The sequence below is a fragment of the Sphaerisporangium sp. NPDC088356 genome (assembly GCF_040685555.1).
In the GTDB taxonomy this organism is placed as follows: Bacteria; Actinomycetota; Actinomycetes; order Streptosporangiales; family Streptosporangiaceae; genus Sphaerisporangium.
The window spans coordinates 1-14,499 of record NZ_JBFBIK010000039.1; the positions used below are offsets into that span (position 1 = coordinate 1).

At 69.7% G+C, this 14,499-nt stretch carries 16 protein-coding genes; 10 read left to right on the plus strand and 6 right to left on the minus strand.

Annotated elements, in window-relative coordinates; genetic code table 11:
- From AB0O34_RS16790 to AB0O34_RS16800, 3 genes are all read left to right on the plus strand, one after another.
- Positions 1 to 172 (plus strand): vitamin B12 dependent-methionine synthase activation domain-containing protein (locus AB0O34_RS16790; RefSeq protein WP_363916356.1); only part of this gene is annotated, 172 nt, incomplete at its 5' end.
- A 58-nt stretch (positions 173 to 230) separates the two neighbouring features.
- Positions 231 to 890, plus strand: a complete 660-nt coding sequence (locus AB0O34_RS16795; RefSeq protein WP_363916302.1) for an HAD family phosphatase — start codon at positions 231 to 233, stop codon at positions 888 to 890.
- A 130-nt stretch (positions 891 to 1,020) separates the two neighbouring features.
- Complete coding sequence (locus AB0O34_RS16800) at positions 1,021 to 1,512, plus strand: cellulose synthase (protein WP_363916303.1); 492 nt, start codon at positions 1,021 to 1,023, stop codon at positions 1,510 to 1,512.
- On the opposite strand, the gene AB0O34_RS16805 is transcribed toward AB0O34_RS16800, so the two are convergent.
- Positions 1,505 to 1,927, minus strand: a complete 423-nt coding sequence (locus AB0O34_RS16805) for an ATP-binding protein (RefSeq protein WP_363916304.1) — start codon at positions 1,925 to 1,927, stop codon at positions 1,505 to 1,507. The two genes, AB0O34_RS16800 and AB0O34_RS16805, sit on opposite strands and share 8 nt — an antisense overlap.
- Positions 1,928 to 2,408: 481 nt before the next feature.
- Between AB0O34_RS16805 and AB0O34_RS16810 the strand changes: the two genes are divergently transcribed.
- The 5 genes from AB0O34_RS16810 (at position 2,409) to AB0O34_RS16830 (ending at position 8,423) form a co-directional block, all read left to right on the plus strand.
- On the plus strand, positions 2,409 to 3,401 hold the full coding sequence (locus AB0O34_RS16810; RefSeq protein WP_363916305.1) for an ABC transporter permease: 993 nt from the start codon (positions 2,409 to 2,411) through the stop codon (positions 3,399 to 3,401).
- Positions 3,402 to 3,455: 54 nt separating this feature from the next.
- On the plus strand, positions 3,456 to 5,234 hold the full coding sequence (locus AB0O34_RS16815; RefSeq protein ID WP_363916306.1) for an ABC transporter substrate-binding protein: 1,779 nt from the start codon (positions 3,456 to 3,458) through the stop codon (positions 5,232 to 5,234).
- A gap of 86 nt (positions 5,235 to 5,320) precedes the next feature.
- Positions 5,321 to 6,340 carry an ABC transporter permease gene (locus AB0O34_RS16820; RefSeq protein ID WP_363916307.1) on the plus strand — a complete coding sequence of 340 codons (1,020 nt, stop codon included), beginning with the start codon at positions 5,321 to 5,323 and terminating at the stop codon, positions 6,338 to 6,340.
- Positions 6,337 to 7,392, plus strand: coding sequence for an ABC transporter ATP-binding protein (locus AB0O34_RS16825; RefSeq protein ID WP_363916308.1), 1,056 nt, complete (start codon positions 6,337 to 6,339; stop codon positions 7,390 to 7,392). Before AB0O34_RS16820 ends, AB0O34_RS16825 begins: the two co-directional genes overlap by 4 nt.
- On the plus strand, positions 7,389 to 8,423 hold the full coding sequence (locus tag AB0O34_RS16830) for a dipeptide ABC transporter ATP-binding protein (protein ID WP_363916309.1): 1,035 nt from the start codon (positions 7,389 to 7,391) through the stop codon (positions 8,421 to 8,423). The genes AB0O34_RS16825 and AB0O34_RS16830 overlap by 4 nt, the downstream gene beginning before the upstream one ends.
- Positions 8,424 to 8,478: 55 nt before the next feature.
- Here AB0O34_RS16830 and AB0O34_RS16835 read toward each other — a convergent pair whose 3' ends face one another.
- From AB0O34_RS16835 to AB0O34_RS16850, 4 genes are all read right to left on the minus strand, one after another.
- On the minus strand, positions 8,479 to 9,162 hold the full coding sequence (locus AB0O34_RS16835; RefSeq protein ID WP_363916310.1) for a response regulator transcription factor: 684 nt from the start codon (positions 9,160 to 9,162) through the stop codon (positions 8,479 to 8,481).
- 3 nt (positions 9,163 to 9,165) lie between these two features.
- Positions 9,166 to 10,371 (minus strand): sensor histidine kinase, encoded by a 1,206-nt coding sequence (locus AB0O34_RS16840; protein WP_363916311.1) that lies wholly within the window; start codon positions 10,369 to 10,371, stop codon positions 9,166 to 9,168.
- A 299-nt stretch (positions 10,372 to 10,670) separates the two neighbouring features.
- A complete protein-coding gene (locus AB0O34_RS16845) occupies positions 10,671 to 10,886 on the minus strand; it encodes a DUF397 domain-containing protein (RefSeq protein WP_363916312.1) in 216 nt (71 codons plus the stop codon).
- Positions 10,874 to 11,713 (minus strand): helix-turn-helix transcriptional regulator, encoded by an 840-nt coding sequence (locus tag AB0O34_RS16850; RefSeq protein ID WP_363916314.1) that lies wholly within the window; start codon positions 11,711 to 11,713, stop codon positions 10,874 to 10,876. The genes AB0O34_RS16845 and AB0O34_RS16850 overlap by 13 nt, the downstream gene beginning before the upstream one ends.
- A 287-nt stretch (positions 11,714 to 12,000) precedes the next feature.
- On the opposite strand from AB0O34_RS16850, the gene AB0O34_RS16855 reads away from it, so the two are divergent.
- Positions 12,001 to 12,246: a hypothetical protein gene (locus AB0O34_RS16855; RefSeq protein WP_363916315.1), complete on the plus strand. Its 246-nt coding sequence runs from the start codon at positions 12,001 to 12,003 to the stop codon at positions 12,244 to 12,246.
- Positions 12,247 to 12,370: 124 nt separating this feature from the next.
- On the opposite strand, the gene AB0O34_RS16860 is transcribed toward AB0O34_RS16855, so the two are convergent.
- The gene (locus AB0O34_RS16860) at positions 12,371 to 13,231 is read right to left on the minus strand and encodes a PD-(D/E)XK nuclease family protein (RefSeq protein ID WP_363916317.1); all 861 of its coding nucleotides are present in this window, start codon (positions 13,229 to 13,231) and stop codon (positions 12,371 to 12,373) included.
- 101 nt (positions 13,232 to 13,332) lie between these two features.
- Here AB0O34_RS16860 and AB0O34_RS16865 point away from each other — a divergent pair, with 101 nt between their 5' ends.
- Positions 13,333 to 14,481, plus strand: coding sequence for a site-2 protease family protein (locus tag AB0O34_RS16865; protein WP_363916318.1), 1,149 nt, complete (start codon positions 13,333 to 13,335; stop codon positions 14,479 to 14,481).
- The last annotated feature ends 18 nt before the right edge of the window (positions 14,482 to 14,499 follow it).

Consider the following 14,499-nt stretch of genomic DNA (forward strand, 5'->3'; position numbering starts at 1 on the left):
CTCCTTCGGGTATCCGGCGTGCCCGAATCTGGAGGATCAGGTTCAGTTGTTCGAGTTGCTGGGTCCTGAGCGGATCGGGGTGTCGTTGTCGGAGGAGTTCCAGTTGCATCCCGAGCAGGCGACCTCGGCCCTGATCGTGCATCACCCCGAGGCCAGCTACTTCAACGTCTGACCTCGCGCGCCAAGACGGTACGGTTTTGGGGGTATTGCACGCGTTATCAGGGGGTTGCGTGGACGCGGTTTTCTTCGACATGGACGGGACTCTCGTCGACACCGAGAAGCTCTGGTTCCAGGCGGAGTCACAGGTCATGCGGCGACTTGGCGCGGGGTGGACCACCGCCGACCAGGAGAACCTGGTCGGCGGCTCCATGCCGGCGACCGTCGCCTACATGCTCCAGGCGAGCGGATCCGGCCGTGATCCCGCCGAGATCGAGAGCTGGATGCTCGACGGCATTCTCGGCCTGCTCGCCGACGGTTTCGAGGTCATGCCGGGAGCGGCCGAGCTGCTGGCCGAGGTGCGCGCCTGCGATGTGCCCGTGGGCCTCGTCACCTCCTCCACCCGGCTGATGGCCGACGCCGTGCTCGGCGGCATCGGGCGTGACAACTTCGACATCGTGGTCACCGGCGACGACGTCCGGCACTTCAAGCCCGACCCGGAGCCCTACCTGCTGGCCGCGCGCCTGCTCGGCGTCGACCCGGCACGCTGCGCCGTCCTTGAGGACTCGCCGAACGGCGTCGCGGCGGGCACCGCGGCGGGGTGCGCGGTCGTGGCGGTCCCGAGCGTGCTGGCCATCCCGCCGGCGCCCCGGCGCCTGGTCGTCGAGTCGCTCAAGCAGGTCGACGTGGCGGCGCTCCGGAGCCTCGTGCTGTCCGAGGGCCCCGTCACCTGACGTGATCGTCATCCCCTAGGGGGTCGCCCCTCCTCCAGGTAGGGGACGGGCCATCCTTGGGGAGGAGGGGCCCCGGCTCCATCGCGTGCCAGGATGGAACGGTAAGCCATGACAAAGGGGGCGAGCCGTTATGTCCTTCGACCAGATCGCCTGGTTCCCACTGTGCGCCGGGCTGACAGCGATCGGGCTGGTGCTCGGCTTCCTGGCGTTCCGAAGGAGGGGCGCGGCCGCGGGCCTGCGGGTCGCCGCCTGGTCGCTGATCCCGATCGCGGCCTACCTCACCGGCGCGCTGCCGGCCGCCTGGAAGGTCGGCACGGCCGTGGTGGGCTTCTTCACGGGCCTGGTCTTCTCGCCGACGGTCTGGGCGGGTGTCGCCGTGGCCGGCCTGTCGGTGGTGCTGTTCATGGTCTCGGGCGTGCTGCGCAGGAGGCGCGGGGGCGCCGCGGCGCCGCAGGCCCCGGCCGGGCAGGCCGCTCCCGGCACGGCCCAGGGTGCCGCCGCCCAGGGTGCCGCCGCTCCCACCAAGCCGAACCGCCGGCCTTTGCCGCCGAAGTCCGCCGCTCCCGCCGACGACGACCTCTCCGACATCGAGGAGATCCTCAAGCGCCGGGGCATCAGCTAGCGTCTCCGCGCGCCTGACCCTCGGTGCGCCGGACGAACCACACGCTCTTGCCCGCCGGCTCCGGGCCGGGGAGGACCCCCCACTGGTCGGCGAGGGCCTCCACGATCATCAGCCCACGGCCGTGGTCGACGTTCCGCCCGAGGTTCAGCAGGCGCGGCCGTCCCGCGCCGTGGTCGCTCACCTCTCCCCGGAGCGCTCCATCCCCGGCGCGCAGCGACAGCCGTATCGGGGGAGCGCCGTGGGCGATGGCGTTGCTCACCAGTTCGCTCACCATGAGGACCGCGTCGTCCATGAGATCGGGCAGGCCCCAGCTCGTGAGCGTCCGCCGCACCATGTCCCGGGCCTTGGCGACGATCGCCCGGTCGCTCGGAAGTTCACATGACATGGTCCGGTGTCCCCTGGGAGTGCCGATCATCGATGCTCCTTGCCTGCCGTCCGGCGTGCGCCATCACGAGCAGATACGGCGTCGGGGCGGGTTACGTTCGGATAACGACCTCTCGGTCTTCAAGATCGGCCGATTGGGCCTCCGGTCCCCTGGATATGATCGCCCCGGCGAGGTCGCCGCCATGATCCGCGGCCCCAGGGGCGGCCTGGAGATCGCCGTCCGGCGCCGCGTGCCCTGTGCCGCAACGGTTCCTGCGGCGTGTCACGGTTCCGGTACACAACCAGAACAAGCCCCGGACATACCATCCAAGATCAACACGAATGAATTTCGCATGAATCACAGTTGAGCCACATAGCGCGCTCAGGTACTGGTCAGTGCAGCTCAGCACGTAGATTCTGCGTCCGGGGGCCGTACACGCGGCCTGCCTGAAAATGGACGACGCTCGCCGGCCACCGGTGGCGGGCGACGCGTCAGACGGACAACGTCGTCTGGGATCCAGGGGGCCGACACTATGACCGCACCGCTCGACGTCTCCGGCACGGAGCTCGAGGCCGCGCCGGAAGCCGTGCTTGGAGGCTCCCAGGCCAAGGTGATTCAGGGCCGATCCCTCGGCCAGATCGCCTGGATGCGCCTGAAGCGCGACAAGGTGGCGCTGACCGGCGGCGGCGTGGTGATCTTCCTGATCCTGGTGGCCATCTTCGCCCCGCTGATCGTCGGCTGGCTCGGGCATCCCCCGAACGACTTCAACCAGGACCTCATCAGCTCCGAGACGCTGGCGCCGAAGGACGGCACCGGGATCGGCTGGGACCACCTGTTCGGCGTCGAGCCGGTCAACGGCCGCGACATCTTCAGCCGCATCGTCTACGGCGCCCGCATCTCCCTGCTGATCGCCTTCCTCGCCACGCTGCTGTCAGTGGTCCTCGGCACGACGCTCGGCGTCATGGCCGGGTACTTGGGGGGCTGGGTCGACTCGGTCATCAGCAAGACGATGGACGTCTTCCTGGCCTTCCCCCTGCTGGTCTTCGCCATGGCCCTGGCGGGGATCGTGCCCGACTCCGCGTTCGGCCTGTCCGGCGACGCGCTGCGCGTCTCGCTCCTGGTGTTCATCATCGGCTTCTTCAACTGGCCCTACATCGGGCGCATCATGCGCGGGCAGACGCTGTCGCTGCGCGAGCGCGAGTTCGTCGACGCGGCCCGGAGCCTGGGCGCGCGCGGGCCGTACATCATCTTCCGCGAGCTGCTGCCCAACCTGGTCGCGCCGATCCTGGTGTACTCCACGCTCCTGATCCCCACGAACATCCTCTTCGAGGCCGCGCTGTCGTTCCTCGGCGTCGGTGTGCGCCCGCCCACGGCCACCTGGGGCGGCATGCTCTCAGACGCGGTGCGTTTCTACACGATCCCGCACTTCATGTTCTTCCCGGGTATGGCGATCTTCATCACCGTCCTGGCCTTCAACCTCCTCGGTGACGGCCTTCGCGACGCCCTCGACCCGAGGGCGCGCTGAGCTCGATCTGTTTCCCCCGTAAGTTCCCGGCTCCGACAACAAGGGGTTTTGTCCATGATGAGAAAGACCACACTGGGGGTGACCGCCCTGGGTGCGGTTCTCGCCCTGGGGCTGTCCGCCTGCGGTGGAGGCGGAGCGGCCTCGCCGAGCCAGTCCGGCGCGGCGCCCGCCGGCGGTGACGGCGCGAAGGCGGAGTTCAACGCCGCCCTCACGCAGGTGTACAACCCTTCGGACAAGAAGGGGGGGATCATGAAGTTCGCCAACGCCGGTGACTGGGACTCCCTGGACCCCGCCGACACCTACTACGGCTACTCCTGGAACTTCGTCCGGCTCTACGGCCGTGCCCTGGTGATGTTCAAGCCCGCCCCGGGCAAGGAGAGCAGCGAGCTCGTCCCCGACCTCGCCGAGAACCTGGGCACCCCGAGCGACAGCGCCAAGACCTGGACGTACAAGCTCCGGGCGGGCGTCAAGTTCGAGGACGGCACGCCGATCACGTCGAAGGACGTGAAGTACGGCGTCCTGCGGTCGCTCGACAAGGAGGTGTTCCCCGACGGGTACACCTACTTCAACGACACGCTCGACCTGCCGAAGGACTACAAGGGTCCGTACAAGTCCAAGGGCGTCAACACCGACAAGGCGATCGAGACCCCCGACGACCAGACGATCGTCTTCCACCTGAAGCAGTCCTACAGCGGTTTCGACTACTTCGCGCAGCTTCCCGCGACGATCCCGGTCCCCGAGGCCAAGGACACGGGCGCGAAGTACAAGGAACACATCATCTCCTCCGGGCCGTACAAGTTCGACAAGAACGAGATCGGCAAGGGCTTCAACCTGGTCCGCAACGACCAGTGGGACCAGGCGACCGACCCGAACCGCAAGGCGCTGCCCGACGGCTACGAGGTCTCGACCAACGTCAACGCCGACGACATCGACAACCGCCTGCTCTCCGGCGACCTGCACGTCGACATCGCCGGCACCGGTGCCCAGCCCGCCACCCTCGGCCGCGTGCTGACGGACCCGGCGCTGAAGGCCAACACCGACAACCCGACGATCACCCGCCTGTGGTACACGTCGATCAACGGCAACGTGAAGCCGCTGGACAACCTCGAATGCCGTAAGGCCGTGGAGTACGCCGCGGACAAGGTCGCCTACCAGACCGCTTACGGAGGCGAGTTCTCCGGCGGCCAGATCGCCACGAGCCTGCTGCCCCCGGGCATCCCCGGCCACGCGGACATCAACCCGTACCCGGCCGGCGCGGACAACCACGGTGACGTCACCAAGGCCAAGGAGGCCCTGACGGCCTGTGGCCAGCCGAACGGCTTCGAGACCAACATCGCCTACCGGGCCGAGCGCCCGAAGGAGAAGGCCACGGCCGAGGCGCTGCAGCAGTCCCTGGGCAAGGTCGGCATCAAGCTCACGCTGAAGCCGTTCCCGCAGGCCGACTACTTCGCGCTCTACGCCGGTAAGCCGGGCTACGCCAAGGACAACAAGCTGGGCCTGGCCATCAACGGCTGGGGCGCCGACTGGCCGGACGGATACGGCTTCCTGCAGCAGATCGTCGACAGCCGGGTGATCCGCGACACCGGTGGTTCCTCCAACATCAGCGTCCGGGACCCCGAGGTCGACAAGCTGATCGACCAGGCCTCGCTGGAGACCGACACCGCCAAGCGCGAGCCGATCTGGGCGCAGATCGACCAGAAGGTCATGGACGACGCCTATGTTCTGCCCGGCCTGTGGGCCAAGAGCCTCCTCATCCGGGGCAAGGGCGTGACGAACGTGTACGTCAGCGACGCGACCGGCATGTACGACTACCTCAACATGGGCCTGCAGTAAACGCCCACACCATCCGATTGATCCGATAGACACGTGAACGCGGCAGGGGGCCGGCCGACAGGCCGGCCCCCGGAGCCGGGGGGACTGTGGTCACATACATCATCCGGCGCCTGATCTGGGGTGTCTTCATGCTCGCCATCGTGAGCGTGATCACCTTTGCCATCTTCTTCCTGGTGCCGCGCCTGGCGGGCGCCACCTCTGAGAGCCTGGCCACCCGTTACGTCGGGCGTACGGCCAGCGCCGAGCAGGTCAAGATCGCCGCCGAGAAGCTGGGCTTCAACGATCCGCTCGTCGTGCAGTACGGCCGGTTCGCCAAGGGCATCGTCGCGGGCGCCGACTACGACTACGGTCCCGGCGTGGAGCGCTGCCCGGCGCCGTGCTTCGGCTACTCCTTTCTCACCCGGCTACCCGTGTGGCCCGACCTGCTGAACCGGCTGCCGGTGACGATCTCGCTGGCCCTCGGCGCGGCGGTGATCTGGCTGGTGGCGGGCGTGGCCACGGGAGTGGTCTCCGCGCTGAGACGCGGCAGCTTCTTCGACCGGGCGGCGATGAGCATCGCGCTGGCCGGGGTCTCCCTGCCGATCTTCTTCACCGGCATCGTCTCGCTGGTGGTCTTCAGCTACGGCCGGCCGCTGGCGTTCGCGGCGCCGGGCGGCAGCTTCACCCCGTTCTTCGACAACCCCGCCATGTGGGCGTACAGCCTGATCCTGCCCTGGATCACGCTGGCCTTCCTGTACGCCGCCGGGTACGCGAGGCTCACGCGATCGGGCATGCTTGAGACGATGAACGAGGACTACATACGCACGGCCCGGGCCAAGGGCCTCACCGAGCGCGTGGTCGTCTTCAAGCACGGGCTGCGCGGCGCGCTCACCCCGATCCTGACCATCTTCGGCCTCGACCTCGGCCTGCTGATGGGCGGCGCGGTGCTCACCGAGAGCACCTTCTCGCTGCCGGGCATCGGGAAGTACGCCATCGACGCGATCGTCAACCAGGACCTGCCGAAAGTCATGGGCGTCACGCTGGTCGCCGCGTTCTTCGTCGTCGTGGCGAACCTTGTCGTGGACCTCCTGTACGCGGTGGTCGACCCGAGAGTGAGGCTCACGTGAGCGAGCGCAGCGAGCTGACCGGCGGGCAAAGCTTTCTCGAGCTCAAGGACCTTCGCATTCACTTCCCGACCGACGACGGCGTGGTCAAGTCCGTCGACGGGCTCTCCTTCGGGCTCGAGCGGGGCAAGACCCTCGGCATCGTGGGGGAGTCCGGGTCGGGCAAGAGCGTCACGAGCCTCGGCGTCCTCGGCCTGCACAAGGGCACCCGGGCCAAGATCTCCGGTGAGATCTGGCTCGACGGCGAGGAGCTCGTCTCGGCGACGCCTGAGCACGTCCGCGCGCTGCGGGGCAAGAAGATGGCGATGATCTTCCAGGATCCGCTGTCGGCCATGCACCCGTACTACACCGTGGGCGCGCAGATCATCGAGGCGTACCGGATCCACCACAAGGTCACCAAGGCGGTCGCGCGCAAGCACGCGATCGACATGCTCGGCCGGGTGGGCATCCCGCAGCCCGACAGGCGCGTCGACAGCTACCCGCATGAGTTCTCGGGCGGCATGCGCCAGCGTGCGATGATCGCCATGGCGCTCTCCTGCGACCCGGAGCTGCTGATCGCCGACGAGCCGACCACGGCCCTCGACGTGACCGTGCAGGCCCAGATCCTCGACCTGATGCGCGATCTGCAGGAGGAGTTCAACTCCGCGCTGATCATCATCACCCACGACCTCGGCGTGGTCGCCGAGCTGGCCGACGACATCCTCGTGATGTACGGCGGCAAGTGCATCGAGTACGGCAGCGCCGAGGACATCTTCGAACGCCCCGAGCATCCCTACAGCTGGGGCCTGCTCGGATCGATGCCGCGGCTCGACCGCGAGCGCACCGAGCGGCTGATGCCGATCAAGGGCACCCCGCCGTCCCTGATCAACGTGCCCGACGGCTGCGCGTTCCACCCCCGCTGCGCCTTCGAGGGCCGCACCGAGGGCCGCGCGAGGACGCAGGTGCCCGAGCTCCTGGAGACCGAGGGCGGGCACCTGGTGCGCTGCCACATGACCCGGGAGGAACGGCGCGGCATCTGGGAGAACGAGATCAAGCCCAACCTGGAGTCCGCGTGAGCGAGTCGCCCGAGCCTCTGCTGTCCGTCAACGGACTGGAGAAGCACTTCCCGATCACCAAGGGCCTGATCAAGCGCCAGGTCGGAGCCGTCAAGGCCGTCGACGGGCTGTCGTTCGACGTCCTCAAGGGCGAGACGCTCGGCCTGGTGGGAGAGTCCGGCTGTGGCAAGACCACGACCGGCCGCTTGATCACCCGGCTGCTGGAGCCCACCGGCGGGAAGATCGTCTTCGAGGGCAGGGACATCAGCCACATGTCCCAGGGCTCGCTGCGCCCGCTCCGCCGGGACATGCAGATGATCTTCCAGGACCCCTACAGCTCGCTCAACCCGCGCCACACCGTGGGCGCCATCGTGGGGGCGCCGTTCCGGATCCAGGGTGTGAAGTCCGAGCACGGCACCAAGAAGGCCGTGCAGGACATCCTGGAGCTGGTCGGGCTCAACCCCGAGCACTACAACCGCTACCCGCACGAGTTCTCCGGCGGCCAGCGGCAGCGCATCGGCATCGCCCGCACGCTGGCGCTCAAGCCCAAGCTCATCATCGCGGACGAGCCGGTGTCGGCGCTCGACGTGTCCATCCAGGCCCAGGTGGTCAACCTGCTGGAGGACCTGCAGAACGAGCTCGACCTCACCTACGTGGTCATCGCGCACGACCTGTCGGTCGTCCGGCACATCAGCGACCGGGTGGCGGTCATGTACCTCGGCAAGATCGTCGAGATCGCCGACCGCAAGGACCTGTACGAGTCGCCGATGCACCCGTACACCACCGCGCTGCTGTCGGCCGTGCCCGTGCCGGACGTCAAGCGGCGCACCGAGCGCGAGCGCATCCGCCTGCAGGGCGACGTGCCGAGCCCGATCAACCCGCCGCCGGCCTGCCGGTTCCACACCCGCTGCTGGAAGGCGCAGGAGATCTGCAGGACCGTCGAGCCGCCCCTCGCGGAGCTCGCCACGCGTCACCAGGTCGCCTGCCACTTCCCGGAGAACGCTCCGAGCGACGCGGTGCCCGGCGACGCCGGGGCGCCTGTCCCCGCCTGAGCCGTCCGGCGGTCCTCCGGGCACGGCCTGCCACGGCCGCGCCCGGAGGTTCCCGTCAGGGGATGGCGCCCGGGGTGATCAGGCCGGTCTCGTAGGCCAGCACCACGGCCTGCACGCGGTCGCGCAGCGCCAGCTTGGTGAGCACGTTGCCCACGTGGGTCTTCACGGTCGTCTCGCTGACCACCAGCTCAGCGGCGATCTCGGCGTTGGACATCCCCCTGGCGATGAGGCGGAGCACCTCCAGCTCGCGCTCGGTCAGCCGGTGGACGCGGGCGGGGGTGGCCTGCTGGTGTGCCGAGGGCAGCCGGGCGGCGAACTTGTCCAGCAGTCTTCTGGTCACGCTCGGCGCCACGATCGCGTCTCCGGCCGCCACGACCCGGATCGCCTGCACCAGCTCGTCGGGGGGCACATCCTTCAGGAGGAAACCGCTGGCCCCGGCCCGCAGCGCCTCCACGATGTACTCGTCGAGGTCGAAGGTGGTCAGCACCAGCACGCGGGGCACGTGGGCGCCGGGCGCGGCGTCGCGCACGATGCGCCGGGTCGCGTCGATGCCGTCCACGCCGGGCATGCGGATGTCCATGAGGACCACGTCCGGAAGCAGGACCCTCGACTGATCCTGCGCCGTGGACCCGTTGCCCGCCTCTCCCACCACCGTCAGGTCGGGCTCGGCCTCAAGGATCAGCCGGAAGCCGGTGCGCAGAAGGGGCTGGTCGTCGACCAGCAGCACGCGGATAGTCATTTGTCAGTCCTTGAGGGGGAATCGAGCCCGTACTTCGAATCCGCCCCCCTGGCGTGGGCCGATCCGCAGGATTCCACCATAAAGGGCGACCCGCTCGTGTATGCCCACCAATCCGTGCCCGGGCCGATCGTCCGGGCCGCGGGTGAACGCGCCCGTCCCGCCACGCCCGTCGTCCTCCACCTGCACCAGCAGCTCGCTCGGCTCGTGCCGCACGGTCACCCAGGCCCGCGCCGAAGGTCCCGCGTGCCGCAGGCTGTTGGTGAGGGCCTCCTGGACCAGGCGGTAGGCGGCCAGGTCGATGCCCGGCGGGAGCAGCCGCCGCTCGCCCTCGATCCAGAGCTGGGCGCGCAGCCCCGCCTCGCGCATCTGGTCGACCAGCCCGGGGAGGTCCCCCATGCCGGGCTGCGGCGCGAGCTCGCCGGTCTCCCCGTCGGTGCGCAGGACCCCGACGATGCCCCGCATCTCGCGCATCGCGGTCCTGCCCATCTCCTCGATGGCCATCAGCGCGTCCTTGGCGGCCTCGGGCCGCGCGTCCAGCACCTTGCGGGCGGCGGCCGCCTGGACGGTCATCACGCTCACGTGGTGGGCCACCACGTCGTGCAGCTCGCGGGCGATACGCGACCTCTCCTCGGCGCGGGCGGCGCGGGTGTCGGCGTCCCTGGCCCGCTCCAGCCGCTCGGCCCGGTCGACCAGCTCGGCGAGGTACGCGCGGCGCAGCCGTATCGAGCGGCCGACCACCCACACGGCCATGGCCACCACGGCGGCGAACGTGTGCTGGGTCCAGTCGCCCTGGCCGTCGGCCACGATGACGGCCACGGCGTACGCCAGCGAGCTCACCGCGGCGGCCACCAGGCTGAGCGCCAGGCCGCGGTACGCGGCCACGGTGTACAGCAGGACGAGCGAGGCCAGCCCTGTGAGCCCGCCGTCGTAGTTCAGCGCGGTCAGCGTGATCTGCGGAAGCTCGGCCAGGCAGAGCAGCACGAAGGGCCAGCGCCTGCGGAGCACCAGCGGAAGGCACGCCAGCGCGATGAGCGCGACGCTCAGCGCGTCGGGGGCCCTGACCGGGCCGTGCCCTGAGGAGGACACCTCGGTGCCGAAGAGCTCGGCCGTCACGAGGGAAAGCCCCGTCACCACCACCGCGAGGACCGAGTCGCCGAACAGGGGATGGGTTCTCAGCCATGCTCGCGGACTGCCGGGGGTGGTGCGCACCCTCTCAATTTAGGACGTCTTTGCTGTTCGCCACCCTGCTGCGGATGGATATCCCCCTCCTCCTACGGAATGAGGGGTGATCCCCGTCACCTGCGCGATCGCCGCCGAAGCCGGCTCCCCGACCGCCGCCGCCCTCCGACTCCCGGGCAAGTGGATCGGGACCGACGACGTTCCGCCGGCGCGGGACCTCCGATGAGACGCGCCCGCGGGTGCCGGCCCGCCCGCCGTACGGCGTGACCCTGACGCGTGCTCGACCGGCTCGGGCACGCGTCATGCGAGCCGCCCGCGACGACGCCGGATCAGACGGCCAGCCGGCCGTCTCCGAGGCCCCGGCGGAAGAGGTCCCACTCGCAACCGGTGAAGATCAGTGCCGGGCCTGCCGGATCCTTGCTGTCACGGACGCCGACCCGCGCGCCCGGCAGGGCGGCGACCTCGACGCAGTCGCCGCCGCTGCTGCCGGAGTAGGACGATTTGAACCATGCGGCGTCGCGCAGTTCGTCGTTCAGGTGGTCCATCGCTCTATCGTCTCCCTGATCAAGTCGAGCGACGCGCGCTGGGGGAGCGCCTCAGCGCGGATCACTTCGTATCTGGTCGTGAGATCCTCGACCGCTTCCGCCCGGTCGACGACCTGGCCATGACCCGCTGACTCCAGGTACACCGTATCGGGGACACCTCGGGTCTGGGCGATGATGAATCCTCCTTCGAGGCCTGTGGTGGAGTACGTGCTGAGCGGCAGGATCTGGACGGTGATGTACGGAAGAGTCCCCGCCTCCAGCAGGCGGGTGAGCTGGTCGGCCATCACCTGGGCGCTGCCCACGGGCCGGCGGAGCACCCCCTCGTCCAGCACCGCCCAGAACATCGGCGGCTCCAGGCGCTCGAAGATGCGCTGCCGCTCGATGCGCGCGGCCACGTGATCCTCGACCTGTTCGGGTGACACCCGGGGCTCCCCGAGGAGGATCGCCCGCGCGTACTCCTCGGTCTGCAGGAGCCCGGGAACTATGAGCGGCTGCCACGTGTGCAGCGTGCCGGCCTCGCGCTCGATGTCCAGCCAGGGGCGGAACCAGGCGGGGGTCGACGCGCGGTTGATGAAGGGCCAGAGCCTGAGCAGGGCCCCGTCGAGCTTCAGGGCCTCGTCGCAGCGCTCGGCGAAGTCGCGGGAGGGGGTGCGCCTCGCGGTCTCGACCATGCCGACCAGGGCCAGCGAGAAGCAGATCTTCTGGGCGAGCTGCTCCATCGTCCAGCCTGCGGCTGTGCGGTGTCGTCGCAGCTCGTAGCCGAAGAGCGCTTGGGGCGAGGCACTCGGGTCAAGCTCGCGGGGGGCGGGCATCATCGCTCCGTTCAACTGGTCCGGCTGCTTCCGGGGCTCCCACACCTGGTTTCACACGATGTGTCAAATACGAAATGGAGGCGAACGGGTACCGACGGTAGTCGCAGGCGGCAGTCTGGGAAGGACGAACGGTCGGCGGCCGGGTGAACGACGGAGGCGACGGCGAACATGCCACTGCATCATCGTGAACGTGTGGAATCTCGGCGTCCAGAGCGAACGCCGGCCGATTCGCCCGCGCCCACCGGCATGCGGGCCGGGAGCGCGCCCGGCGGCCGCGGCCCCGGCCACCGTGAGGAGAGCCGATGATCTTCCCTGTGTACGAACGTTCCGGCGTTCCCGAGGACCAGCGGCACGCCAACCTCGAAACGGTGAGGCGCGTGAGGAAGGTGGTCGCCGGCCTCGTCGAGACCGAGCGCCGCAGGCGGCGGGCAGAGGGGGTCATCGTCTCCTGGGACCTCGACCGCGACGAGCTCGACGAGGCGGCGGCCGCCCTCGGCATCCCGCCCTTGCGCGACGAGGAGTGGGAGGCCATCCGCGGCTTCGGATGAGCCGCGAGCGCCCGCGACGACGCGGCCGGCGTGACGGGGTCACGGGCCACGTGGGACACCCGGCCTCGCGCAAGCTTCGGGAAGCTTCGCCCAGGCTTCGGGCAGGGTCGGTGAGGCCGGAGGGTCAGAGCTCGTCGGTGGCGGCGCGGCGGGAGCCGCGGGTGGTGTCGCCGGGGCGGCGGTCGGGAACGGGCGGGGGAGTGCCGCCCCACTCGGGGCAGATGGCCTGGTAGTCGCACCAGCCGCACAGCCGGCTGCGCCGGGCCCGCCACTCGCGGGTGGTGAGCGACCGCTCGATGGCCTCCCAGAGCGCCTGCACCTTGCGCTCGGTCGCCCGCAGGTCGGCCTCGTCGGGGGCGTAGCGCAGAACCTCGCCGTTGCCGAGATACATGAGCTGGAGCAGCCGGGGGACCGTGCCGTGCAGGCGCCACAGCACCAGGGCGTAGAACTTCATCTGGAACAGCGCCTTGGCCTCGAAGTCGGGGCCCGGGGCGCTGCCGGTCTTGTAGTCGACCACGCGCAGGTCGCCGGTGGGCGCCACGTCGAGCCGGTCGATGTAGCCGCGGAGCATCAGCCCGCTGTCGAGCACGGACTCGACGTAGAGCTCGCGCTGCGCGGGCTCCAGGAGGCTCGGATCCTCCAGGGCGAAGTAGCGCTCGATCATCTGCCGCGCCTGGCCGAGCCACCGGTCGTGCTCGGTCTCGTCGTCGAACAGCGTGGAGAACTCGGGGGTGCTCTCCAGCAGGCGCGCCCACTGGGGATCGAGCAGGGCCTGCGCCGCCGCGATGGTGCGCTCGGCGGCCGGCAGGTCGTACAGCCGCTCCAGCACCGCGTGGACGAGCGTGCCGCGCACGGCCGCGGGGGAGGGCCGCTCGGGCAGCTGGTCGATCACGCGGAAGCGGTAGAGCAGCGGACATGTCATGAAGTCACCCGCGCGGGAGGGGGAGAGAGTGCCGACAACCGCGGGTGGCTCCGAAATGCTCATGCCGGAACTGTAGGTCAGTCGGCCGACACTTTAAGCCGGAGGCGTGCACGTGATCGGCCGATCCCCGCCTGGAGGCGCGTAGCATCTAGGCACGAGGAGGGATGACGACAATCATGAGCACCCAGACCCCGCAACGGCCTGAGTCTCCGGGGCTGCGCATGGGACGGCCTTTCGGCATCCCCGTCTACGTCTCGCCGACCTGGTTGATCGTCGCGGCGTTCATCACCTACACCTTCCAGCCCGAGGTGGCGAGGAACCTTCCCGGCAGGGACACGGTCACCACCTACCTCGTGGCCTTCGTGTTCGCCGTCTTCCTCTACGTCTCCGTGCTGCTCCACGAGCTGGCGCACTGCGTGGTGGCCCGCTACTTCGGGCTTCCGGTGCGCCGCATCACGCTCTACCTGCTCGGAGGGGTCTCCGAGATCGAGCGGGAGCCCGAGACGCCGGCCAGGGAGTTCCTGGTGGCCTTCGCGGGGCCGCTGCTGTCACTCGGGCTCGCCGGCGCCGGCTTCGTGGCCAGCGGGTTCATCCCCGAGGGCACCATCCCGCACGTCCTGGTCCTGCAGCTTTGGGTCTCCAACCTCATCGTGGGCGTGTTCAACCTGCTTCCCGGGCTGCCGCTCGACGGTGGCCGCATGCTGCGGGCGGGGGTGTGGAAGCTCACCCGCAACGCGGGCTCCGGCACGATCGCCGCGGCCTGGTTCGGCCGCGGGCTGGCCGTCGCCCTGGTCGTCCTGTCGGTGGGGCTGCCGTTCATGGCCGGCCAGGAGCCGAGCTGGGGCACGCTGCTGTGGGCGGTGCTGCTGTCCTCCTTCATCTGGGTCGGGGCGACCCAGTCGCTGCGGGTGGCCAGGGTGCGCGCCCGCATGCCGCAGGTCCAGGCCCGCTCGCTCGCCCGCAGGGCCATCCCGGTGACCGCCGAGGTGCCCCTGGCCGAGGGCATGCGCCGCGCCAGGGAGGCGCAGGCGGGGGCGATGGTGATCGTCGACCACGACGGGCACCCGATCGCGATCGTCAACGAGGCGGCCGTCACCGCGACGCCCGAGCAGCGCAGGCCGTGGGTGACCGTCGGCTCACTGGCGCGAAGCCTGGAGCCGTCGCTGGTGCTCCCGGCCGATCTCGCGGGAGAGTCGCTTCTCGACGCCATGCGCGGCGCCCCCTCAGGTGAGTACCTGCTGGTGGAGCGCGGAGGCGACGTCTTCGGCGTGCTCGTCACGGCCGATGTGAACCGCGTCTTCTCCGGAGTCTGAGGCTCCGCGAACCGCCGT

What these genes read in the sequence shown, in the direction of transcription:
- AB0O34_RS16800 (WP_363916303.1), top strand. Translation starts at nt 1,021, where the DNA reads ATGTCCTTCGACCAGATCGCCTGGTTCCCACTGTGCGCCGGGCTGACA.
- AB0O34_RS16810 (WP_363916305.1), top strand. Translation starts at nt 2,409, where the DNA reads ATGACCGCACCGCTCGACGTCTCCGGCACGGAGCTCGAGGCCGCGCCG.
- AB0O34_RS16835 (WP_363916310.1), bottom strand. Translation starts at nt 9,162, where the DNA reads ATGACTATCCGCGTGCTGCTGGTCGACGACCAGCCCCTTCTGCGCACC.
- AB0O34_RS16855 (WP_363916315.1), top strand. Translation starts at nt 12,001, where the DNA reads ATGATCTTCCCTGTGTACGAACGTTCCGGCGTTCCCGAGGACCAGCGG.
- AB0O34_RS16845 (WP_363916312.1), bottom strand. Translation starts at nt 10,886, where the DNA reads ATGGACCACCTGAACGACGAACTGCGCGACGCCGCATGGTTCAAATCG.
- AB0O34_RS16865 (WP_363916318.1), top strand. Translation starts at nt 13,333, where the DNA reads ATGACGACAATCATGAGCACCCAGACCCCGCAACGGCCTGAGTCTCCG.
- AB0O34_RS16815 (WP_363916306.1), top strand. Translation starts at nt 3,456, where the DNA reads ATGATGAGAAAGACCACACTGGGGGTGACCGCCCTGGGTGCGGTTCTC.
- AB0O34_RS16805 (WP_363916304.1), bottom strand. Translation starts at nt 1,927, where the DNA reads ATGATCGGCACTCCCAGGGGACACCGGACCATGTCATGTGAACTTCCG.
- AB0O34_RS16860 (WP_363916317.1), bottom strand. Translation starts at nt 13,231, where the DNA reads ATGAGCATTTCGGAGCCACCCGCGGTTGTCGGCACTCTCTCCCCCTCC.